This window comes from Streptomyces sp. NPDC051582, from assembly GCF_040681715.1.
Classification (GTDB): Bacteria; Actinomycetota; Actinomycetes; order Streptomycetales; family Streptomycetaceae; genus Streptomyces.
In genome coordinates this window covers 358,926-378,438 of record NZ_JBFAZJ010000001.1, presented here as the reverse complement: position 1 = coordinate 378,438, position 19,513 = coordinate 358,926, and the positions used below count along the sequence as shown (strand labels likewise).

Below are 19,513 nucleotides of genomic sequence, written 5' to 3'. Positions count from 1 at the left end.
CGGGGCTCCCCGCCATCCGCGCGTCCGGCTCAGGCCGTCGCCCCGTCGGCGGACGGGGCGGCCGAAGCGGGAGCCGAAGGGGGAGCGGCGGGGCCGGAAGGAGCCGGCGCGGCGGCAGGAGCCGACCAGGAAGCCAGCATCCGCAGCGCGTCCTCGGACGGGGAGCCCGGCGCCGCGTGGTAGGTGACCAGGACCTGTGCCGAGTCGCCCGGCAGCGCCAGGGTCTCGAAGGACAGCGACAGCTCGCCGACCAGCGGGTGCCGGAGCTCCTTCACGCCGTGCGTCTTGTTGTCGGCCAGCGTGTGCGCCGCCCACAGCCGCCGGAACTCCTCGTTCTTCACCGACAACTCCCCGACCAGCGCCGACAGCTGCTCGTCGTCCGGGTGCTCGCCCGCGTACATGCGCAGACTGCTCACGACCCGGCACGCCAGGCAGTCCCACTCCGTGTACAGCTCGGCCGCCGCCGGGTCCAGGAACACGAGCCGCACCAGGTTCCGCTCCTGCGGGGGCAGCAGGCCGAAGTCCCCGAACACCGCCGCGGCCAGCCGGTTCCATCCGATGACGTCCTGCCGCCGCCCCAGGAGGTACGCGGGCACCCCGTCCATCGCGTCCATCAGCGTCCGCAGCTGCGGGCGCACGTGCTCCGCCCGGTACTGCTTCGCCCGCTGCCGGCGGGGTCTGGGGCGGGCCAGGTGGGTCAGGTGGGCCGTCTCCGTGCCGTCCAGGCGCAGCGCGCGGGCGATCGCGTCGAGCACCTCCGCGGACACGTTCTGCCCGTGGCCCTGTTCGAGCCGCGTGTAGTACGCCACCGAGACGCCCGCCAGCTGCGCCAGCTCCTCGCGGCGCAGCCCCGGTACGCGGCGGTGGCGCCCGTAGTCCGGCAGGCCGACGTCCGAGGGACGCAGCCGCGCCCGGCGGGAGCGGAGGAACTCGCCCAGTTCGGCACGCTGATCAAGCTGGTCCATGACGCCAGTATCGCCGGGCGGCCGGGGCGCCGGGGCCGTGTTCCTGACCCCGCCAGGGATAGGACCACCGGTCCTAGGCAGGACAGGGGCGTGGCTGCCGGCTGCTGGTCCGGGGATCGTTCGGTGCACGCAGACCGTCAGCAGCAGCGTTCGAGGAGTCCCCGCCATGTCCGTCACCCAGGTCGCCGCCTACGCCGCCCCCGCCGCGAAGGCGCCGCTGGAGCGCACCACCGTGCCGCGCCGCCCCGTCGGCGAGCACGACGTCCTCATCGAGATCAAGTACGCCGGCATCTGCCACTCCGACATCCACCAGGTCCGCGACGGCTGGGGCGAGGGCATCTACCCCATGGTCCCGGGCCACGAGATCGCCGGTGTCGTCGTCGAAGCCGGGGCGGGCGTCACGAAGTTCGCGGTCGGCGACCACGTGGGCGTGGGCTGCTTCGTGGATTCCTGCCGGGAGTGCGAGTACTGCCTGCGCGGCCAGGAGCAGTACTGCGTCAAGGGCATGACCGGCACGTACAACGCCCGCGACGAGCAGGGCGAGCCCACGTACGGCGGCTACTCCACGCACCTCGTCGTCGACGAGAACTACACCGTCCGCATCCCCGACGGGCTGCCCCTCGACGTGGCGGCCCCGCTGCTGTGCGCCGGGATCACCCTGTACTCCCCGCTGAAGCACTGGCAGGCGGGCCCCGGCAAGAAGGTCGCGATCGTCGGCCTCGGCGGGCTCGGCCACATGGGAGTGAAGATCGCGGCGGCCCTCGGCGCCGAGGTCACCGTCCTGTCGCAGTCGCTGCGCAAGCGGGAGGACGGCCTGCGGCTGGGCGCCTCGCACTACTACGCCACGAGCGACCCGGCCACCTTCGAGGAGCTGGCCGGCACCTTCGACCTGGTCGTCTCGACGGTCTCGGCCCCGCTCGGCCTCGACGCGTACCTCGGCCTGCTGAAGGTGGACGGCGCGCTGGTGAACGTGGGCGCCCCGGAGGAGCCGGTGGAGCTGAACCTGTTCTCCGTCATCCAGGGCCGCAAGACCCTGGCCGGTTCGATGATCGGCGGCATCGCCGAGACGCAGGAGATGCTGGACTTCTGCGCGGTGCACGGCCTGGGCTCGGAGATCGAGCTGATCCCCGCGTCCGGCATCAACGCCGCGTATGACCGGGTCCTGGCCAGCGACGTGCGCTACCGCTTCGTGATCGACGCCTCGACGATCTGACCCCTGCCCCCGGCCGCCCGCCAGCGCCCGCCAGCGCCCGCCAGCGCCCGCCAGCGCCCGCGCCGGGCCGGGCCGGGCAGAGCTCCGGCGGGGCGCCGCCGGAGCTCCGGGGAGGGTCAGCCGTTGGCCCTGGCCACGCCGATCGGGCAGCTGACGCCCGTACCGCCGATGCCGCAGTACCCGTCCGGGTTCTTGTCCAGGTACTGCTGGTGGTAGGCCTCGGCCGGCCAGAAGGGGCGCTCCGCCGCGGGGAGGACCGCCGTCGTGATCTCGCCGTAGCCCGACGAGGCCAGGACCTGCTGGTACGCGTCGCGGGAGGCCTCGGCCTCCGCCTGCTGGGCCTCGGAGTGGGTGTAGATCGCCGAGCGGTACTGGGTGCCGACGTCATTGCCCTGGCGGAAGCCCTGGGTGGGGTTGTGCGACTCCCAGAACAGCTTCAGGAGGGTGGCGTACGAGACCTGCGCCGGGTCGAAGACCACCCGCACGACCTCGGTGTGGCCGGTCTGACCCGAGCACACCTCGTCGTACGTCGGGTTCTCGGTGAACCCGCCCTGGTAGCCGGCCAGCGTGGTCCACACCCCAGGGGTCTGCCAGAACTTGCGCTCCGCGCCCCAGAAACAGCCCAGGCCGAAGTCGGCGACCGCCAGGCCCGCCGGGTAGGGGCCGGAGAGCGGGTTGCCGAGGACGGTGTGCCGGTCCGGGAGCGAGAACTGCGGGGTCGCGCGGCCCGGCAGGGCCTCCTCGCGGGTGGGGAGCTCGGGAGTGCGGCGGTACGAGAACATGATTCCCTCCTAGTGGTGCTCCCTTCAACGGGCGAGGGCGGACCGGGATTCCCCCCAGGCCCGCCCCCGCCCACCACGTCAGACTTTCGTCATTTCCCGCTGCTCAGGTCCCGTCGCCGGCCGTCGCCAGCACCGCCCAGTCCCGCGCGTACAGGTACCGGCCCTTCGGGCTGCCCGCGTAGTACCAGGGCAGCGCGCCGATGTACCCGTCGATGACCTGGAACTGCTCCACCGCCTCCGCGTCCCGGTCCTGCCAGAACAGCAGCCACGCGAGGACGTGCCGCAGCCGGACCGCCCGCCGGTCGGCGGGATCGGCCGCCCCCAGGTCCGCGAGCGCGGCGTCGACCGCCGCCCGGACCCCCGGCTCCTTGAAGAAGGTCTCCGGCGCGAGCTCCTCGTCGTGCAGCTCCTGCTCGACGTACGCCACCAGCGGGAGCAGCGAGAGCAGCTCACCAGGTGCCCCCGAGGCCGCCGACCCGCGGGCGAAGGCGAGCGCCAGCTCGTGCGAGCCGCGCCACTTCTCGCACCAGTACTGCAGGGCCGTCGTGTGCGCGGTCAGGATCTTCGGGTCACGTCCGGTGATCTCCGCCCACAGCGTGCCGTACTGATCGTGCGGGTAGCCGAGGCCCTGCGCGATCGGCTGCTCCACCATGTACGGGACCGGGTCGGCCGGGTCGGCCAGCCGCTGGGCCTCGTGCGCGCGGGACTGCGCCTTGACCAGCAGCTCGTGGAAGAGCCGGAACTGCTCCTGGGTCGTGCGGCTGCCCGCCTGGCTGCCGCGCACGTTCCAGGCGACTCTCACGGCGGTGTCGGCGTCGACCAAGGCCGCCGTCGGGTCGGACGGGTACGCCGCCCGCCAGGCCAGCAGCCACGCGTCGTCCTCCGCCGCGACCTCGGCCAGCGCGCGGACGCGCTGCCAGCGCTCCTCCCAGTCCCGGCCGGCCGCCGCCACGTACACGGCGCCGGCCTCCCAGTCGCCGCTGCGGACGGCCGCGACCGCCGCCGTGCGCTCCGGCGCCACCGGCTGCCCCTGCTCGGTGTCGAGGTCCGCCTCGGCGACGAAGCCCAGGGCGACGACCGCGGCCGCGTCCCGAGCCCGTTTCGCGGCCTTCTCCGCGGCCTTCTCCGCATCGGTGCGGGTCTTCGCGGACTCCGTGTCCGCCTCGATGGCGGCGATCCGGCCCTGGAGGGTCTTCGTACGGGCGGTCATGAAGCGGTAGGCGGCGCCGCCCAGCAGCAGGACGCCAAAGATGATCAGGCCGAGCATCAGACGAGCACCAGCTTCCGGAGCGGTTCGGTGTCGGGCTGGTCGGCGACGACGGCGTCCAGGGCGAGCTCCAGCTGCTCCTCGAAGCCGTCGGTCGCGAACCGCAGCGAGGCCGAGTCCGACCAGGACAGCTGCCAGCGGGCGGTGCCGCGGGCCGTCAGCTCGGCGGTGACCAGTCTGCTCAGCGCCCCGCGCAAAGCCGGCCGGGCGAACTCGCGGGCGGCGCGGCCGGTGGCGGCCGCAGCCTCCTCGGACTTCGGGAAGCGGTCGGCGATCCGCCAGCGCAGCGCCGGGTCGGCGTCGATCGCGTCCAGCAGGGCCGCCGGCTCCGCGGGCGCGCCTTCGGCGGCGAGGGCCTCGCGGATCTCCTGCGCGCCGTTGCCGACGTAGCGGGTCATGCTCTCGTGGACGAGGTCCGCCCAGTCCATGCGCGTCAGCGCGAGCGCCTCCGGGGTCAGCACCGCCTGTTCCAGCGCGGCCAGCGCCGCCTCCGGGGAGGCCAGGAGCTCCAGCGCCGGACGGGCCGGCTGTGTGCCGCGGCCGTCGTCGGGCAGCGCCTCGATGCGGGCCACGCGCTCGGCGAGCGCGGGGTGGGAGTCGTACGGGGAGGTGGGCTCGGTGGAAAGCTCCAGGCGCAGCCCCTCCAGCTCCTGCGCGCGGGCGTCGAGCAGCTGCCGCAAGCCGCCGAAGACCTGGCCGGGCCGCGGCAGCAGGCCGGCGCCGACGCCGAGGGTGGCGTAGGAGTCCATGTAGAAGCCGTGCGCGGGGCCGAGGGCGTTCAGCTCGCGCAGCGCGGAGGCGGCGGAGTCCCGGCCGGCGACGCGGACCGACGCCAGGTCGGCGGCGAGCTCCTGGCGGCGGCTGCCGGAGAGCGTGGCGCGCATGTAGAAGTGCGCGTACCCGGTGTAGATCTTCGCCATGGCCCGGTACGTCGCGCCCTGGCCCGCGGTGTCGACCTCCTTGGCCTTCCTGCCCTTGGCGAGCCGCTTCTCGGCGGCCTTCTCCTGCCGGGCGCGCTCGCCCGCGACCTTGGCATCGGCGCGCTCGTGGAAGTGGCGGATGGTGCGGATCAGCTGGGCGCGGCCGCGGGCGATCAGCGGGGTGAGGCGGGTGTCGAGGTTGGCGTAGTGGCCCATCTCGTGGGCGAGCACGGCCCGCAGCTGCATCTCGTCCAGGCCCGTCATCAAGGGCAGGCCGAGGTAGAGGCGGCGGGTGCCGGACATCAGGCCCAGCAGCCGGGCGTCCTCGCTGACGGCCGCGTTGACCTCGTCGATCAGCAGGATCTCGTCGGGCGCGCGGGTACCGACCTGGCCGGCGACCTCGCGGACCGTCTGCCACAGGACGGCCTCCTGCCGCTCGGTGACGGGCACGCCGTGCGGCGGTTCGCCCTTGGGAGTGCGGAGCATGAACATCCCGCGCACGATCGGGACCGCGAGGACCACCGAGACGATGAGGACCTTGAACGCGACGCCGCCGTGCAGCCAGGTGACGGTGGCCCAGTCGGCGGCCGCGAGCACGGCCAGCAGGACGAAGCCGAGCAGGTAGAAGCCTGCGAGCAGGACGAGGGCGCGCAGCGCGCGCAGTGAAGCACCCATATGGACAGATCCCCCCACGGGATGAAGCGGTGCGGATGCAGGTGGCCGCGGACGGACACGACACGGCCGCGGGCTTACGGCAACCTTATGGTCCGAGGGCGCGCGGGCGGAGCCAGGGGGGAGTGCTCCCACCCGCCGGACCTCGTCGGGTCAGTGGGGGAGGGTCGCCGGGGAGCCGCCGTTGGCTTCGTAGCCGGCCACCGCCAGGGCGCGGAACACCGCGTACCGGGCCGCCGGGTCGGGGGAGACCGACCAGGGGAGGGCGCCCACGCAGCCGTCGATGTGGCGGATCTGCTCCATCGCCTCCGCCCAGCGCTCCATCGGCACCAGGAACGACAGCAGCATGTGCCGTACGTGCGCCAGCATCGGGTCGTCCTGGCGGGCGGTGTGCACCGCGTACAGCGCGCCCTCCACGGCCCGGGTCACCACCGCGCCCCGCCAGTAGTTCGTCAGCACGACGTCCGGCACGTGCTCGTACACCGCGAACAGCGGCAGCGCCGCCAGCAGCGAGCCCTGGGGCGCGCGGGCCGCCGCCGCGTGCGAGAAGGCGTCCGCCTTCTCCCGCGAGCCGTGCCACTTCTCGCACCAGTAGTGCAGCGCCGCCAGATGTGCGCCCATGTGCGCCGGCGCCACGTCGATGACCTTCGCCCAGAGGGCGTCGAACTCCGCCTCCGAGTAACCCAGCGCCCGCGCCACGGCCAGCTCGGTGATGAACGGGACCGGGTCGCCCGGCGCCAGCAGCGCCGCCTTGCGGCACGCCTCGCGGGCCTCCTCCAGGATGATCCGGTGGTCCGCGGAGCCCACGCCGCCCGAATGCCGCCACGCCTGCTGCACGAGCAGCTCCGCGTGCACCTGTGCGCCGCCCGCGTCCTTCTCCGCCTCCAGCCGCCAGGCCTTCAGCCAGCGCGCGCCGACCCCCGGCTCCGCGACCAGCTCCAGCGCCGCCGCCCCGCCGAAGGCCTGGACCCGCTGCCAGCGCAGCTCGCCCTCCTTCGGGGTGCCGGCCAGCAGCTGGGAGGCCGCCTGCCACCGGCCGGTGCGCTGAACGGCGTCCAGGGCGTCCATCAGGTCCTCGTCGGGACCCGGCACCCGGATGTCCAGGTGTTCCTGGCGGGCGAAACCGTAGTTCTCGGGGTCGGCCGCGTCGGGGCTGCCCGGCGCGACCAGGCGCAGGCTCCCGCCCCGCCTGCGCCGTATGTACGGGCTGAAGGCGGCCACGAGCAGGCCGAGCGCGATCAGGAACCACAGAATCTCCATGCCCCCAAGCGAACCAGACGCACCCGCGCGAAGGCCAATGCCCCACCCCGCCCTCCGGCCCGGCACCCCATAAGCTCTGCCCATGAGCGACGACAGCCACGAGCACCAGAGCTTCGAGACCCGTGCGATCCACGCGGGCAACACGGCGGACCCGCAGACCGGCGCGGTCGTGCCCCCGATCTACCAGGTGTCCACGTACAAGCAGGACGGCGTCGGCGGACTGCGCGGCGGCTACGAGTACAGCCGCAGCGCGAACCCGACCCGCACCGCGCTGGAGGAGAACCTCGCGGCGCTGGAGGGCGGCCGGCGCGGCCTCGCCTTCGCGTCCGGGCTCGCCGCCGAGGACTGCCTGCTGCGCACCCTGCTCTCCCCGGGCGACCACGTGGTCATCCCGAACGACGCGTACGGCGGCACCTTCCGCCTCTTCGCGAAGGTCGTCTCCCGCTGGGGCGTGGAATGGTCGGTGGCCGACACCTCCGACGCGGCGTCCGTACGGGCCGCCCTGACCCCGAAGACCAAGGTCATCTGGGTCGAGACCCCGTCGAACCCGCTGCTCGGCATCACCGACATCGCCGTCGTCGCCGACATCGCGCGGTCGGCCGGCGCCAAGCTGGTCGTGGACAACACCTTCGCCTCGCCCTACCTCCAGCAGCCCCTCGCGCTGGGCGCCGACGTGGTCGTGCACTCGCTGACCAAGTACATGGGCGGCCACTCCGACGTGGTCGGCGGCGCGCTGGTGACCGCCGACGCGGCGCTCGGCGAGGAACTGGCGTACCACCAGAACGCGATGGGCGCCGTGGCCGGTCCCTTCGACTCCTGGGTCGTGCTGCGCGGCATCAAGACGCTGGCCGTCCGCATGGACCGGCACGCGGAGAACGCGCAGAAGATCGTGGAGGTGCTCAAGCGCCACCCGAAGGTCACCAAGGTCCTGTACCCGGGCCTGCCCGAGCACCCGGGCCACGAGATCGCCGCCAAGCAGATGCGCAACTTCGGCGGGATGATCTCCTTCCAGGTCGCCGGTGGCGAGGAGGAGGCGGTCGCGGTCTGCGGCCGCACCGAGATCTTCACCCTGGCCGAGTCCCTCGGCGGCGTCGAGTCCCTCATCGAGCACCCGGGCCGCATGACCCATGCCTCGGTGGCCGGCTCGGCCCTGGAGGTCCCGGCGGACCTGATCCGCGTCTCGGTGGGCATCGAGAACGCCGACGACCTGATCGCGGACCTGACGCGGGCCCTCGGCTAGCCGGCGGTACGGCGAGTGCAGCCGGGCGGCGGCTACCAGCCCTCCAGGGGCGGGGACACCCCGCTCGGCGGCACCTCCCACGGCCGGGTCAGCGAGGCCCACACCGCGAAGGCCACGGCCGCCGCGGCGAGCAGCGTCCAGCCGGCCCGCCGCAGGGCCCGCCGGCGGCGCAGCAGCCGGTCCCCGCGGGCCGCGGCACTCGCCGCCAGCCCGGTCGGGACCACCGGGTGCGGACCCTCCAGCACCCTCCTGACCTGGTCTTGCTTGCGGTCGTGGTCACTCACGCCGCCTCCTGGGAGCGCACCGAGGCCACGCCCCGGGCGCACAGCGCCCGCACCCGCTCGACCGGCAGCCCCAGCTGGGCGGCGGTGACCTCCTCGGCGACGCCCTCGTAGACGCGCAGCACCAGCACGAGGCGCTCCAGCGTGGCGAGCGGCGCGAGGAGCCCCGTACCGCCGTGGTGGCGCCGGCCGGTGCGGGCGAAGGCGGCGCACAGCTCCTGGCGGGTGTGGTCGTACGGGTCGTCGCGGCGGACCCGGCGCCACTGCGCGTACGTACGGGCCAGCGCGCCCGCGAGCAGCCGGCGGGCGGCGGCGGGCTCGGCCTCGGGCTCGGCGGTCAGCAGGACGGCGACGTGCAGGAGCCGCCCCGCCGCGCCCGCGACGTAGGCCTCGAACTCCGCGTAGGTGCCCGGCCGGTGGTCGTCCACAGGCCACATAGTGCGGGCAGCGGGACCGCCGGGCCAAGGGGTCGGACGGACTCCGGATCGAGCCGGCGGACCGCCCCGGGCCTCAGGAGGCGGGACCCGCCTCCGAAGCGGCGCCCATCAGCTCCGACAGCGATCCGTTGAACCGGGTCAGCAGTCCGGTGAACGATTCGCGCTCGTCCTCGGACCAGTCCTCGGTCACCCGGGCCATCAGCTCGCGGCGCGAGGAGCGGACCTCCTCCAGCCGCGCGAGTCCGCGCGGGGAGAGCGCGAGGACCACGGCCCGCCCGTCCTCCGGGTGCGAGGTGCGCTTGACCAGGCCGCTGTCGACGAGCGGCGCGACCTGGCGGGTGACGGTGGAGGAGTCGATGCCCATGCCGCCGGCGAGCGCCTTGACGCCCATCGGGCCTTCCAGGTCGAGCCGGTTCAGCAGCAGGTACGCGGCGCGGTCCATCGAATTGCGGGCCTGGCCGACCCCGCCCAGGCGGGTCTGCTCCGCGCGCCGGGCGAAGACGGCCACCTGGTGCTGGAGCGCGTCGAGGAGCCCGGCTTCGGCGGAGGCCTCGGCCGCCGTGGGCAGGTCGGAATTGGCCGGGTTGGAGGGCATGGCCGTGAGCTCTCTTCGCGTGGGGCCGACAAGGTTGGGGGACAGAGTACGCGGCCGTGGGGCGGCCCGTACGCCTCGTACGAGAACTGATACGGGCGGTACGGACCCGGGCGGCGGGCCCGTCCCGGATGGCGTGATTTCGCCCCCTGTGGGCCCACCGGAGCTCTGCCCCGCGAAGACCTGCCCGCCCCGCGCGGCACCCGGTCCCGAGCGCCCTGCTCAGGTGCCCCCGGCCGTGACCGGTGGGGGCTGCGAGACTGGCGGCATGAACTACCGCGTGCCCGTGCCCGTTCCGCAGGTCATCCTCGACGACGTCCGCGGGGCCCAGAAGATGCTCTCGGGCGTCGCCCGGGTCACGCCGATGGAGAACAGCCGGCACCTGAGCGCACTCACCGGCTCCCCGGTCCACTTCAAGTGCGAGAACCTCCAGCGGACCGGCTCCTTCAAGCTGCGCGGCGCCTACGTGCGCATCGCCGGCCTGCGCCCCGAGCAGCGGGCCGCCGGCGTGGTCGCGGCCAGCGCCGGCAACCACGCGCAGGGCGTGGCCCTGGCCTCCTCGCTCCTCGGCGTCCGCTCGACGGTGTTCATGCCGGTCGGGGCACCGCTGCCGAAGGTGGCGGCGACGCAGGAGTACGGGGCCGAGGTACGGATGCACGGGCAGGTCGTGGACGAGACCCTGGCGGCGGCCCAGGAGTACGCGGACCGCACCGGGGCGGTGTTCATCCACCCCTTCGACCACCGCGACATCATCGCCGGCCAGGGCACGGTCGGCCTGGAGATCCTGGAGCAGTGCCCGGAGGTGCGCACGATCCTCGTCGGCATCGGGGGCGGCGGGCTCGCCGCCGGCGTCGCGGTCGCCGTGAAGGCCCTGCGCCCCGACGTGAAGGTCATCGGCGTCCAGGCGGAGGGCGCGGCCGCCTACCCGCCCTCGCTGCGGGTCGGGCACCCGGTCTCGATCGACAACCCGGTCACCATGGCCGACGGCATCAAGGTCGGGCGCCCCGGCGACATCCCGTTCCACATCATCGGCGACCTCCTCGACGGCGTGCGCACGGTCTCCGAGGACGCCCTCTCCAGCGCCCTGCTGCTCTGCCTGGAGCGCGCCAAGCTGGTCGTCGAGCCGGCCGGGTGCAGCCCCGTGGCCGCCCTGCTGAGCCGTCCCGAGCTGTACGGGGGCGGCGGCCCGGTGGTCGCGGTCCTGTCCGGCGGGAACATCGACCCGCTGCTGCTCCAGCGGATCCTGCGCCACGGCATGGCGGCGGCGGGCCGCTACCTGTCGCTGCGGCTGCGCGTGGCGGACCGGCCGGGGGCGCTGGCCGGGCTCCTGGCGGTGCTGTCGACGGTGGACGCGAACGTGCTGGACGTGAGCCACGTACGGACCGATCCGCGGCTGGGGCTCACCGAGGTGGAGGTGGAACTGCACCTGGAGACCAAGGGCCCGGAGCACTGTGCCGAGGTCGCGCGCTCCCTCCACGGTGCCGGATACATGGTGATCAGCTAGGTCTTGTCCCCTTCGGTGGTGACACAGGGGTGCGGAATCCGGCCGTTTGTGTGAGACTCCCGGCCACGTTCACATGGGGTGGGAGTCTCTCGGTGCACATTCGCGTCAGACCGCAAACGGCGGCCGTCATCGCTCTGGCCGCGTCGGCGGCCCTCGTCCTCGCGGGCTGCTCTTCTTCCGACGGATCCGGCGCGGCGGGGGCGCAGAAGGCGGCCGAATCCTCCGCGCAGCCCGCGGCCAAGGGCGGCGAAGCGCCGGTCAGCCGGGACACCGTGGACCAGGAGGTCCGCTCGGCGCTGCGCGCGGCGGGCCTGGACCCCGAGAAGGGCAAGGGCTCGGGCGACGCGGACAACACGAAGAACGCGAGCCAGGTCGACTGGACCGCGGTCGTGAACACGCAGCAGGTGGAGAGCGCCCTGCCGAAGATCGCCGAGCACCTCAAGCACCTCGGCTGGCGGGAGACGGCGCCGCAGAGCTACGAACAGACGGACTGGGTGCTGCTGGTCGGCAGTGTGAAGCAGTCGACCACCGTGAACCTGAAATCGAACGAGAGCCTGCTCACCGTGAACGTCACGTACCTCGGCGCGGGCTGACGCACGGGCGGTGCTTGACCCGTGCCCATAGGATTTGCCTAGGAAAGTACCGGTCACTGGCTCGATGCACACAGGGGGAATCCCTATGCCAGGCGCCATTTACGCCGAAGGCCTGGTCAAGACCTTCGGCGAGGTACGGGCACTCGACGGCGTGGACCTCGATGTCCCCGAAGGCACCGTGCTGGGGCTCCTCGGCCCCAACGGCGCCGGCAAGACCACGGCCGTGCGCGTCCTGACCACCCTCCTGCGGCCCGACAGCGGCAGGGCGGTCGTCGCCGGCATCGACGTGCTCAGGCATCCCAACGAAGTCCGCCGCGCCATCGGCCTCTCGGGCCAGTTCGCGGCCGTGGACGAGTACCTGACCGGCCGCGAGAACCTCCAGATGGTCGGCCGGCTGTACCAGATGACGGGCAAGGCGGCGAAGGTCCGGGCCGGTGAACTGCTGGAGCGCTTCAACCTCGCCGACGCCGCCGACCGCACCGCGAAGACGTACTCCGGCGGCATGCGCCGGCGCCTGGACCTCGCGGCCGCGCTCGTCGTCCGCCCGCCCGTGATGTTCATGGACGAGCCGACCACCGGCCTCGACCCGCGCAACCGCCAGCAGCTCTGGGACGTCATCCAGGAGCTCGTGGCCGGCGGGACCACCCTGCTGCTCACCACCCAGTACCTGGAGGAGGCCGACCACCTCGCGCACGACATCTGCGTGGTCGACCAGGGCAAGGTCATCGCCCGCGGCACCTCCGACCAGCTCAAGGCCCAGACCGGCGGCGAGCGCGTCGAGGTCGTCGTCCACGAGCGCGAGCACATGGCCGACGCCGGCGCCGTGCTGGCCGGCTTCGGCAAGGGCGAGACCACCGTCGAGCAGCACACCCGCAAGCTGACCGTCCCGGTCAGCGGCGGCGCCAAGCTGCTCGCCGAGGTCATCCGCGAGCTGGACTCGCGCGGCATCGAGATCGACGACATCGCCCTGCGCCGGCCCACCCTCGACGACGTGTTCATCTCCCTCACCGGCCACGCTGCCGCCCTGAACGACGAGGAGGCGCAGAAATGACCACGTCCCCGACTCCGCGGCTCGCGGCGCCCCGCCCCCGCGGCGGCATCGTCCAGGGCGTCAACGACTCCCTGGTCATCGCGAAGCGGAACCTGATCCGGATGTGCCGGATCCCCGAGGTGATCATCTTCGGGGTCATCCAGCCGGTCATGTTCGTCGTGCTCTTCAGCTACGTCTTCGGCGGCTCGATCAGCGTGGACGGGAACACCTCGCCCGCCGCCTACCGCGAGTTCCTGATGGCCGGCATCTTCGCCCAGACCGTCACCTTCGCCACGGCCGGGGCGGGCGCGGGCATCGCGGACGACATGCACAAGGGCCTGATCGACCGCTTCCGCTCGCTGCCCATGGCCCGCGGCGCGGTCCTGACCGGCCGCACGCTGGCCGACCTCGTCCAGACCACCCTCACGCTGGTGGTCCTGGCCGTCGTCGCCCTGCTCGTCGGCTGGCGCACCCACACGAGCGCCGGCGAGGTGCTGGCAGGCTTCGCGCTGCTGCTCCTGCTCGGGTACGCGTTCTCCTGGATCGGCGCGCTGATCGGCCTGTCGGTGCGCACTCCGGAGGCGGCCACCTCGGGCGGGCTGATCTGGCTGTTCCCGCTGACGTTCATCTCGAACGCCTTCGTACCCTCCGAGAACATGCCGACGTTCCTGCGGACCATCGCGGAGTGGAACCCGTTCAGCGCCACCGTCCAGGCGGCCCGGCAGCTGTTCGGCAACTTCCCGCCGGGATACGAGGCCCCCGCGGCCTGGCCCATGCAGCACCCGGTCACCGCGTCGATCCTGTGGTCGGTGCTGATCGTCGTGGTCTTCCGGACCCTGTCGGTCCGCAAGTACCGCTCGGCGAGCGCGTAGGCCGGGCGCGCCCGGTCCCCGGACACGGGAAAGCCCCCGCCGGATCCGTCCGGCGGGGGCTTACCCGTACGCGTGGGGTGATCAGCCGGTGAAGGGCTTGACGTCGAGGATCTTGACGGCGGCCTTCTTGCCGTTCGGCAGCTCGTACTCGGCGTTCTCGCCGATCTTCTTGCCCATCACGCCCGTGCCCAGCGGGGACTGCGGGGAGTAGGTCTCGAAGTCGGAGGACGCGTACTCGCGCGAGGCGAGCAGGAAGGACATGGTGTCGTCCTCGTCGCCGTCGAAGGCGATGGTGACGACCGTGCCGGGCGCGACCTCGCCGTCGGCGGCGGGCGCGGTGCCGACCTTGGCGTTCTCCAGGAGCTGCGTCAGCTGGCGGACGCGGAGCTCCTGCTTGCCCTGCTCCTCCTTGGCCGCGTGGTAACCGCCGTTCTCACGCAGGTCGCCCTCCTCGCGGGCGGCTGCGATCTTGGTGGCGATCTCCGTGCGTGCGGGACCAGAGAGGTAGTCCAGCTCTGCCTTCAGCTGGTCGTACGCCGCCTGGGTCAGCCAGGTGACGCTCTCGCTCGTCTGGGTCACGGGTGCTCCTCGTCGGTACAGGGGACTACTTGTCCGCCAGCGGCGGGCGAAACCACGAGCCTAACAATTCGGGAAGAAAAGGGGGAGGACACCATGTGTATGAAGTGTGTCATCGGGCCCGTGAGCAGGGAAGAGATCAGCCTGCCGTCGGCGTGCCCCGGCCCGCGGCCTGGCAGCCCACCAGTTCGATCATCGTGGCCCGGCCGGTGGTCTTCAGCGAGAGCATCTCGTCCACGCGCGAGCTCTTCTGCCCGAAGGTGAAGTCCGCGCGACCCACCTCGGCGTGCTCCTCGTTCTGGGAGCTGAGGGTGCACACCCCGGTGACCCCGGCGTCCTTGCGCACCTCCAGGTGCACCTTGACCTCCGTGTCCGAGACCACCTGGAACTTGATCACCTCGGCACTGACGCTCTGGCCCGCTACGTAATCCCAGCCGATCCATCCGACCAGGCCCAGCAGCCCGACGCCCAGCACCGAGCCGACGATCTTGAGCTTGCGGTCCGCACGCTCGTCCGCCGACCGGCCGTAGCGACCCTCGGGCAGCCCCTCGCGCACCGCGCTCATCGATCGTTCCTTTCGGGAAGGCAGGACTGTCGGATTTCCGGGGGCAGCCCCGGAATTTTTCCACCCCCCGATTCGGTCACTATAGGAGGCGAACGCCCTGACGACTCAAAGAGGATCCTGTCTTGACCGAGCAGCTTCGACTGATGGCCGTCCATGCCCACCCCGACGACGAGTCGAGCAAGGGCGCGGCCACGATGGCCAAGTACGTGTCCGAGGGGGTTCCCGTGCTGGTGGTGACCTGTACGGGGGGCGAGCGCGGCTCGATCCTCAACCCCAAGCTCCAGGGCGACAAGTACATCGAGGAGAACATCCACGAGGTCCGCGCCAAGGAGATGGACGAGGCGCGCCAGATCCTCGGCATCGATCAGGAGTGGCTGGGTTACGTCGACTCCGGCCTGCCCGAGGGCGACCCGCTGCCCCCGCTGCCCGAGGGGTGCTTCGCCCTGGAGGACGTGGACGAGGCGGCCGGCCGCCTGGTGAAGAAGATCCGCGCCTTCCGGCCGCAGGTCATCACCACGTACGACGAGAACGGCGGCTACCCGCACCCCGACCACATCATGACGCACAAGATCTCGATGGTGGCCTTCGAGGGTTCCGCGGACACCGAGAAGTACCCGGAGGCCGAGTTCGGCCCGGCGTACCAGCCGCAGAAGCTCTACTACAACCAGGGCTTCAACAAGCCGCGCACCGTCGCCCTGCACGAGGCGCTGCTCTCGCGCGGCATGGAGTCCCCGTACGGGGAGTGGCTGGAGCGCTGGAAGGAGTTCGAGCGCAAGGAGCGGACCCTGACCACGCACGTGCCCTGCGCCGACTTCTTCGAGATCCGTGACAAGGCGCTCATCGCGCACGCCACGCAGATCGACCCGGACGGCGGCTGGTTCCGCGTCCCCATGGAGATCCAGAAGGAGGTCTGGCCCACGGAGGAGTACGAGCTCGCCAAGTCGCTCGTCGACACTTCCCTCCCCGAGTCCGACCTCTTCGAGGGCATCCGGGAGAATGCGTAGCCATGAGCGCTACGCAGGCAGCACTGACCGAGCTCCTTCCGCTGGCGGGGGACACCTTCGACAAGAACAAGGTGACCCCCGGCGTCCTGGGCTTCATCGTGTTCGCGGCCCTCGCCCTGGCGGTGTGGGGCCTGATGAAGTCGATGAGCCGGCACATGGGCCGGGTCGACTTCAAGGAGGCCCCGGAGGCCGGGGCGGCGTCCGCCGCCGCACCCGCCGCCGACCGGGCCCCGTAGTCACGCGGGAGCCGGTTCCCCGGCTGTGAGCCGCCGCCCTCCCGTCACCTGCGGGCGGGAGGGGCGGCCCCCGTGTGCCCGCGGCCCGGCGGTACGCCCGCGGCCCGGCCGTACCGCCGGCACCTCGCCCCGGCGGCGGCCGCCTCCCCTCGCGGGGCGGTGCGGCCCGCCCGGTCAGGCGGCCGGCGAGTCCGGCGAGGCCGGTGGCATGGGAACGCCCATGATCTCCCGCGAGTGCAGGTTCGGAACCAGCCCGAGCCGCCACGCCTGCCAGCCCTCCGCCGGGTCCACCCCGCGCCCCAGCACCACCGCGTAGGTGTCCAGGCCGTCCTCCAGGCGCCCGTCCCGCATCGCGTGCGGCGCCGCGGCCAGCCGGGCCAGCTCCGCCCGGGCCTCCTCCACGCCCGCGCCCGGCAGCGCGTACGGCAGCAGGGTGCAGCGCAGGAAGCGGGCCCAGTCCTCCCCGCGCCGGTCCCCGTACGAGATGAACAGCCGGGCCGCCTCCTCGCACAGGCCCAGCGCCTGCGCCACCCGGCCGTTGCCCGCGTCGATCACCGCCAGCTCCAGGCAGGTCCACGCCTCCCCGTGCGCGAGCCCGATCCGCCGGAAGTCCGCCCGCGCGTCCACCAGCAGCTGCCGGGCGAACCCGGAGTTCCTCAGGTTCCCCGTCTGCGCCGCCCGCTGGTCGCGCGTGACCCGGCCCGAGTGGTGGCGGGCGTGCGCCAGCCCGTACACGTCCCGCATCCGCGAGAACATCGTGCGGGCCCGCTCCAGCTCCCGTACGGACTGATCGCGCTCGCCGCCCTCCTCCAGCGCCTGTCCGAGGTAGTACAGCGTCCACGCCTCGCCGCGCGCGTCCTCCTGCTCCCGGTGGCTGGCCAGCGCCTCGCGCAGCCCCTCCACCGCCGGGCCCGGGTCCCCGTCGACGACCCGGGCGCGGCCCAGCTGGGTCAGCGCCCAGGCCTGGCCGCGCTCGTCGTGCGTACGCCCGTACAGGTCGAGGGCCAGCTTCAGCTCCGCCTCCGCCTCAGGGACGTCGCCGAGCCGCAGGTACACCTGCCCCAGCTGGAAGTGCGCCCACGCCTCGCCGTGCACGCTCTCGCTCTCCCGGTGCAGGGCCAGCGACCGCTCCAGCAGCTGCACCGCCTCCGCCAGGTGCGCGCGGTCCCGCTCCACCGCCGCGAGGGCGTGCAGGGCCCACGCGCGGTCGCCGGCCAGCTCGTCCGGCTCCTGCAGCACCAGCGCCTCGCGGATGCGCGCCGCGGCCTCCGGGAGCTGTCCCTGGTGGTGCAGGGTGATGCCGAGCGAGATGAGGGCCATGCCCGCGCCGGCGTCCTGGTGGGCCTCCCGGTACTGGTCGACCACCGAGGTCAGCGTGGTGCGGGCCTTGTCCAGCTCGCCGAGCTGGCGGGCCGCGATACCGGTGCGCCACTGCACGGAGCGGACCAGGCGCCCCTCGCCCGGGCCGCCCCGGCGGGCGGCCTCCACGGCGCGGGTGAGCTCGTTGATCTCGCCGAGGCGGTAGAGGTCCCCGCGCAGCAGGCAGAAGTCGCAGAGCGCGCCGAGCAGGTCCAGTACGGCCTGCTGGTCCACGTCCTGCGAGTGCCGCAGCGCGGCCGTGATGAAGCTCGACTCGTCGTCCAGCCAGCGCAGCGCCGCGTCGAGCGAGGCGAAGCCGTGCCCCCCGAAGTGGTTGGCGCGGGTGGACATCTTCCCGTCGACCATCCGGATGACCGCGTCGGCGAGCTGCGCGTAGTTGCGGATCAGCCGGCCGTGCGCCGCCGAGGACTCGGCCCGGTCCTCGTCCGCCGCGAGCCGCGCCGCCGCGTACGAGCGCACCGCGTCGTGCATGCGGTACCGCTCCCCGCGCACGTGGTCCAGCAGGCCCGCCTGCGCCAGCTCGCGCAGCAGCAGCCCGGCCGCCGCCCTGTCGGCGTCGATCAGCGCGGCCGCGGCCGAGGGCCCGAGCGAGGCCCGCCCGGCGAGGGTGAGGCGCCGCAGCAGGCGCCGCCGCTCCTCGGGCAGCCGTGCGTAGGCCAGCGTGAGGGCGCCGTCGAGGGCATCGGCGTCGCCCGGTCCGGGCGGGGCCGACGGGGCCGACGGGGCCGAGGCGGCCAGCGGGGCCAGTACGCGCAGGGCCAGCGGCAGCCCGCCGCCGAGCGCGAGCAGCCCGCTCACGGCCTCCTCCCCGCAGGGGGCCGTCCCGGCCGCCTCGGCACCGGCGCGCACCAGCTCCGCGCCCTCCGCCTCCGCGAGCCGTTCCACCGGCAGCTGGTGCACCCACGCCGACAGGCCGGGCAGCTCCAGCGGCTCCCGGGACGTCACCAGCACCAGGCTCTCCGACCGCTCCGGCACCAGCGTCCGCACCTGCTCCGCGTCCACCGCGTCGTCCAGCAGCACCGTGACCGGCAGCCCCTGGAGATGCTGGTGGTACAGCTCGCCCAGGCGCCGTACCTGCTGCTCCGCCGAGGACCCCTCGCGGAACAGCAGCTGCTCGCGCGGGGCGCCGAGCCGGTTCAGCAGGTGCAGCAGCGCCTCCCGGATCGGCAGCGGTGCCTCCCCGCTGAGCGAGCCGCCCCGCAGGTCCACCACGCAGGCCCCGCGGAACTGGTCGCGCAGCGTGTCCGCCGCCCGCAGTGCGAGGGCCGTGCGGCCCACGCCCGGCTCGCCGTGCAGCACCACGACCACCGGGCGGGTCTCCGTACTGGCCCGGGCCGCCTGCACCCATTGCGCGATCCGGGTCAGCTCCGCCTTGCGGCCCGCGAACGCGGTGGCCGTCTGCGGGAGTTGGCCGAAGGACTGCTCCAGCACGCTGCGCCGCCGGGCCTCCGCGCTGCGGTCGGTCCCGCGCAGCTGGGGAGCGGCGGTCCGGGCGGGCTGCCGGGGCGCCCGCGCCGCGGCGGCCACCGCCCGCTGCTGCTCCAGGAACGGGCGTATCCCGCGCACCTCAAGCGCCGTCAGCCACTGGAGCCTCAGCTGCTCCGGCCCGCCGGGCTGCCCGCGCACCCCGGCCCGCCGGTTCGCGGCGGGCAGGTGCAGGGCGGTCACCTTGGCGACCGTGGCCACCGCCCCGGCGATGCCGGTGACGGCGCCGGCCGCCAGCGCCGTGCCCGCCCCCACGCCCAGGGACAGGTCCGCCCCGGCGGCCGCGGCCGCCGCAACCGCCGTCACGAGCAGAGCCGTCGAGGTGTTCCCGCGCCGGAAGGCCTCGCCGAGGGACTCCTCCCCGGCCGCCGCCTCGTCCAGGGCCCGTACGTACGCCTCGTACTCCTCGGCGGCGCTCGCGGCGAGCGCGTCCAGCGCCTCCATGCCGCGCGCCGTCAGCGCCGCCGTGTCGGCCGGCGTGCCGGCTCCGGCTCCCCGCCGGGCCTCCTCGTCCACGGCCCGCTCCAGCAGTCGCTCGGCCTCACCGCGATGGCTTTCCCGCATCGGCAATCCCCCTCAAGAGAGCTCCGGCAACGTGTCCCAAGTGTCCGCCGGGACCGCCACGAGCGCGAGGGAATC

At 73.4% G+C, this 19,513-nt stretch carries 19 protein-coding genes; 8 read left to right on the top strand and 11 right to left on the bottom strand.

Annotated elements, in window-relative coordinates:
- Positions 1 to 29 precede the first annotated feature (29 nt).
- Positions 30 to 965, bottom strand: a complete 936-nt coding sequence (locus AB0M92_RS01760; RefSeq protein ID WP_366100112.1) for a helix-turn-helix transcriptional regulator — start codon at positions 963 to 965, stop codon at positions 30 to 32.
- 166 nt (positions 966 to 1,131) lie between these two features.
- Here AB0M92_RS01760 and AB0M92_RS01755 point away from each other — a divergent pair, with 166 nt between their 5' ends.
- Complete coding sequence (locus AB0M92_RS01755; RefSeq protein WP_366100111.1) at positions 1,132 to 2,178, top strand: NAD(P)-dependent alcohol dehydrogenase; 1,047 nt, start codon at positions 1,132 to 1,134, stop codon at positions 2,176 to 2,178.
- 116 nt (positions 2,179 to 2,294) lie between these two features.
- Here AB0M92_RS01755 and msrA read toward each other — a convergent pair whose 3' ends face one another.
- The 4 genes from msrA to AB0M92_RS01735 form a co-directional block, all read right to left on the bottom strand.
- Positions 2,295 to 2,960, bottom strand: a complete 666-nt coding sequence (gene msrA, locus AB0M92_RS01750; protein ID WP_366100110.1) for a peptide-methionine (S)-S-oxide reductase MsrA — start codon at positions 2,958 to 2,960, stop codon at positions 2,295 to 2,297.
- 103 nt (positions 2,961 to 3,063) lie between these two features.
- Positions 3,064 to 4,227 (bottom strand): hypothetical protein, encoded by a 1,164-nt coding sequence (locus AB0M92_RS01745; RefSeq protein ID WP_366100109.1) that lies wholly within the window; start codon positions 4,225 to 4,227, stop codon positions 3,064 to 3,066.
- Positions 4,227 to 5,822, bottom strand: a complete 1,596-nt coding sequence (locus AB0M92_RS01740; RefSeq protein ID WP_366100108.1) for a M48 family metallopeptidase — start codon at positions 5,820 to 5,822, stop codon at positions 4,227 to 4,229. The genes AB0M92_RS01745 and AB0M92_RS01740 overlap by 1 nt, the downstream gene beginning before the upstream one ends.
- 150 nt (positions 5,823 to 5,972) lie before the next feature.
- Positions 5,973 to 7,079: a hypothetical protein gene (locus AB0M92_RS01735; protein WP_366100107.1), complete on the bottom strand. Its 1,107-nt coding sequence runs from the start codon at positions 7,077 to 7,079 to the stop codon at positions 5,973 to 5,975.
- Positions 7,080 to 7,161: 82 nt separating this feature from the next.
- Between AB0M92_RS01735 and AB0M92_RS01730 the strand changes: the two genes are divergently transcribed.
- On the top strand, positions 7,162 to 8,319 hold the full coding sequence (locus tag AB0M92_RS01730; RefSeq protein WP_366100106.1) for a cystathionine gamma-synthase: 1,158 nt from the start codon (positions 7,162 to 7,164) through the stop codon (positions 8,317 to 8,319).
- Positions 8,320 to 8,351: 32 nt separating this feature from the next.
- Here the strand turns inward: AB0M92_RS01730 and AB0M92_RS01725 are convergent, their stop codons facing one another.
- From AB0M92_RS01725 to AB0M92_RS01715, 3 genes are all read right to left on the bottom strand, one after another.
- Positions 8,352 to 8,603 carry a hypothetical protein gene (locus tag AB0M92_RS01725; protein ID WP_366100105.1) on the bottom strand — a complete coding sequence of 84 codons (252 nt, stop codon included), beginning with the start codon at positions 8,601 to 8,603 and terminating at the stop codon, positions 8,352 to 8,354.
- Positions 8,600 to 9,028 carry a sigma factor-like helix-turn-helix DNA-binding protein gene (locus AB0M92_RS01720; protein WP_366100104.1) on the bottom strand — a complete coding sequence of 143 codons (429 nt, stop codon included), beginning with the start codon at positions 9,026 to 9,028 and terminating at the stop codon, positions 8,600 to 8,602. Before AB0M92_RS01720 ends, AB0M92_RS01725 begins: the two co-directional genes overlap by 4 nt.
- Positions 9,029 to 9,110: 82 nt before the next feature.
- On the bottom strand, positions 9,111 to 9,632 hold the full coding sequence (locus AB0M92_RS01715) for a MarR family transcriptional regulator (RefSeq protein ID WP_366100103.1): 522 nt from the start codon (positions 9,630 to 9,632) through the stop codon (positions 9,111 to 9,113).
- Between the two features lie 265 nt (positions 9,633 to 9,897).
- Between AB0M92_RS01715 and ilvA the strand changes: the two genes are divergently transcribed.
- From ilvA to AB0M92_RS01695, 4 genes are all read left to right on the top strand, one after another.
- Entirely contained in the window at positions 9,898 to 11,133 is a 1,236-nt protein-coding gene (gene ilvA, locus AB0M92_RS01710; protein WP_366100102.1) for a threonine ammonia-lyase, read from the top strand.
- Positions 11,134 to 11,225: 92 nt separating this feature from the next.
- Positions 11,226 to 11,726: a hypothetical protein gene (locus AB0M92_RS01705; RefSeq protein WP_366100101.1), complete on the top strand. Its 501-nt coding sequence runs from the start codon at positions 11,226 to 11,228 to the stop codon at positions 11,724 to 11,726.
- Positions 11,727 to 11,811: 85 nt separating this feature from the next.
- Positions 11,812 to 12,777 carry an ATP-binding cassette domain-containing protein gene (locus AB0M92_RS01700; protein WP_366100099.1) on the top strand — a complete coding sequence of 322 codons (966 nt, stop codon included), beginning with the start codon at positions 11,812 to 11,814 and terminating at the stop codon, positions 12,775 to 12,777.
- Complete coding sequence (locus AB0M92_RS01695) at positions 12,774 to 13,628, top strand: ABC transporter permease (protein ID WP_366100098.1); 855 nt, start codon at positions 12,774 to 12,776, stop codon at positions 13,626 to 13,628. The genes AB0M92_RS01700 and AB0M92_RS01695 overlap by 4 nt, the downstream gene beginning before the upstream one ends.
- An 81-nt stretch (positions 13,629 to 13,709) precedes the next feature.
- On the opposite strand, the gene greA is transcribed toward AB0M92_RS01695, so the two are convergent.
- Both greA and AB0M92_RS01685 read right to left on the bottom strand, forming a co-directional pair.
- Positions 13,710 to 14,207, bottom strand: a complete 498-nt coding sequence (greA, locus tag AB0M92_RS01690) for a transcription elongation factor GreA (protein WP_366100097.1) — start codon at positions 14,205 to 14,207, stop codon at positions 13,710 to 13,712.
- A gap of 136 nt (positions 14,208 to 14,343) precedes the next feature.
- On the bottom strand, positions 14,344 to 14,769 hold the full coding sequence (locus AB0M92_RS01685) for a DUF4307 domain-containing protein (RefSeq protein ID WP_366100096.1): 426 nt from the start codon (positions 14,767 to 14,769) through the stop codon (positions 14,344 to 14,346).
- 122 nt (positions 14,770 to 14,891) lie between these two features.
- Here AB0M92_RS01685 and mca point away from each other — a divergent pair, with 122 nt between their 5' ends.
- On the top strand, positions 14,892 to 15,773 hold the full coding sequence (gene mca, locus AB0M92_RS01680; protein WP_366100095.1) for a mycothiol conjugate amidase Mca: 882 nt from the start codon (positions 14,892 to 14,894) through the stop codon (positions 15,771 to 15,773).
- A gap of 2 nt (positions 15,774 to 15,775) precedes the next feature.
- The gene (locus AB0M92_RS01675; RefSeq protein ID WP_366100094.1) at positions 15,776 to 16,009 is read left to right on the top strand and encodes a hypothetical protein; all 234 of its coding nucleotides are present in this window, start codon (positions 15,776 to 15,778) and stop codon (positions 16,007 to 16,009) included.
- Between the two features lie 174 nt (positions 16,010 to 16,183).
- Here AB0M92_RS01675 and AB0M92_RS01670 read toward each other — a convergent pair whose 3' ends face one another.
- Positions 16,184 to 19,438, bottom strand: coding sequence for a tetratricopeptide repeat protein (locus tag AB0M92_RS01670; RefSeq protein WP_366100093.1), 3,255 nt, complete (start codon positions 19,436 to 19,438; stop codon positions 16,184 to 16,186).
- Positions 19,439 to 19,513 lie beyond the last annotated feature (75 nt).

Excerpts from the sequence above, each read along its gene's own strand:
- AB0M92_RS01675 (WP_366100094.1), top strand. The coding sequence starts at position 15,776 with ATGAGCGCTACGCAGGCAGCACTGACCGAGCTCCTTCCGCTGGCGGGG.
- AB0M92_RS01740 (WP_366100108.1), bottom strand. The coding sequence starts at position 5,822 with ATGGGTGCTTCACTGCGCGCGCTGCGCGCCCTCGTCCTGCTCGCAGGC.
- AB0M92_RS01735 (WP_366100107.1), bottom strand. The coding sequence starts at position 7,079 with ATGGAGATTCTGTGGTTCCTGATCGCGCTCGGCCTGCTCGTGGCCGCC.
- AB0M92_RS01670 (WP_366100093.1), bottom strand. The coding sequence starts at position 19,438 with ATGCGGGAAAGCCATCGCGGTGAGGCCGAGCGACTGCTGGAGCGGGCC.
- AB0M92_RS01760 (WP_366100112.1), bottom strand. The coding sequence starts at position 965 with ATGGACCAGCTTGATCAGCGTGCCGAACTGGGCGAGTTCCTCCGCTCC.
- ilvA (WP_366100102.1), top strand. The coding sequence starts at position 9,898 with ATGAACTACCGCGTGCCCGTGCCCGTTCCGCAGGTCATCCTCGACGAC.
- AB0M92_RS01700 (WP_366100099.1), top strand. The coding sequence starts at position 11,812 with ATGCCAGGCGCCATTTACGCCGAAGGCCTGGTCAAGACCTTCGGCGAG.
- AB0M92_RS01745 (WP_366100109.1), bottom strand. The coding sequence starts at position 4,227 with ATGCTCGGCCTGATCATCTTTGGCGTCCTGCTGCTGGGCGGCGCCGCC.
- msrA (WP_366100110.1), bottom strand. The coding sequence starts at position 2,960 with ATGTTCTCGTACCGCCGCACTCCCGAGCTCCCCACCCGCGAGGAGGCC.
- AB0M92_RS01695 (WP_366100098.1), top strand. The coding sequence starts at position 12,774 with ATGACCACGTCCCCGACTCCGCGGCTCGCGGCGCCCCGCCCCCGCGGC.
- AB0M92_RS01755 (WP_366100111.1), top strand. The coding sequence starts at position 1,132 with ATGTCCGTCACCCAGGTCGCCGCCTACGCCGCCCCCGCCGCGAAGGCG.
- AB0M92_RS01730 (WP_366100106.1), top strand. The coding sequence starts at position 7,162 with ATGAGCGACGACAGCCACGAGCACCAGAGCTTCGAGACCCGTGCGATC.
- AB0M92_RS01685 (WP_366100096.1), bottom strand. The coding sequence starts at position 14,769 with ATGAGCGCGGTGCGCGAGGGGCTGCCCGAGGGTCGCTACGGCCGGTCG.
- AB0M92_RS01715 (WP_366100103.1), bottom strand. The coding sequence starts at position 9,632 with ATGCCCTCCAACCCGGCCAATTCCGACCTGCCCACGGCGGCCGAGGCC.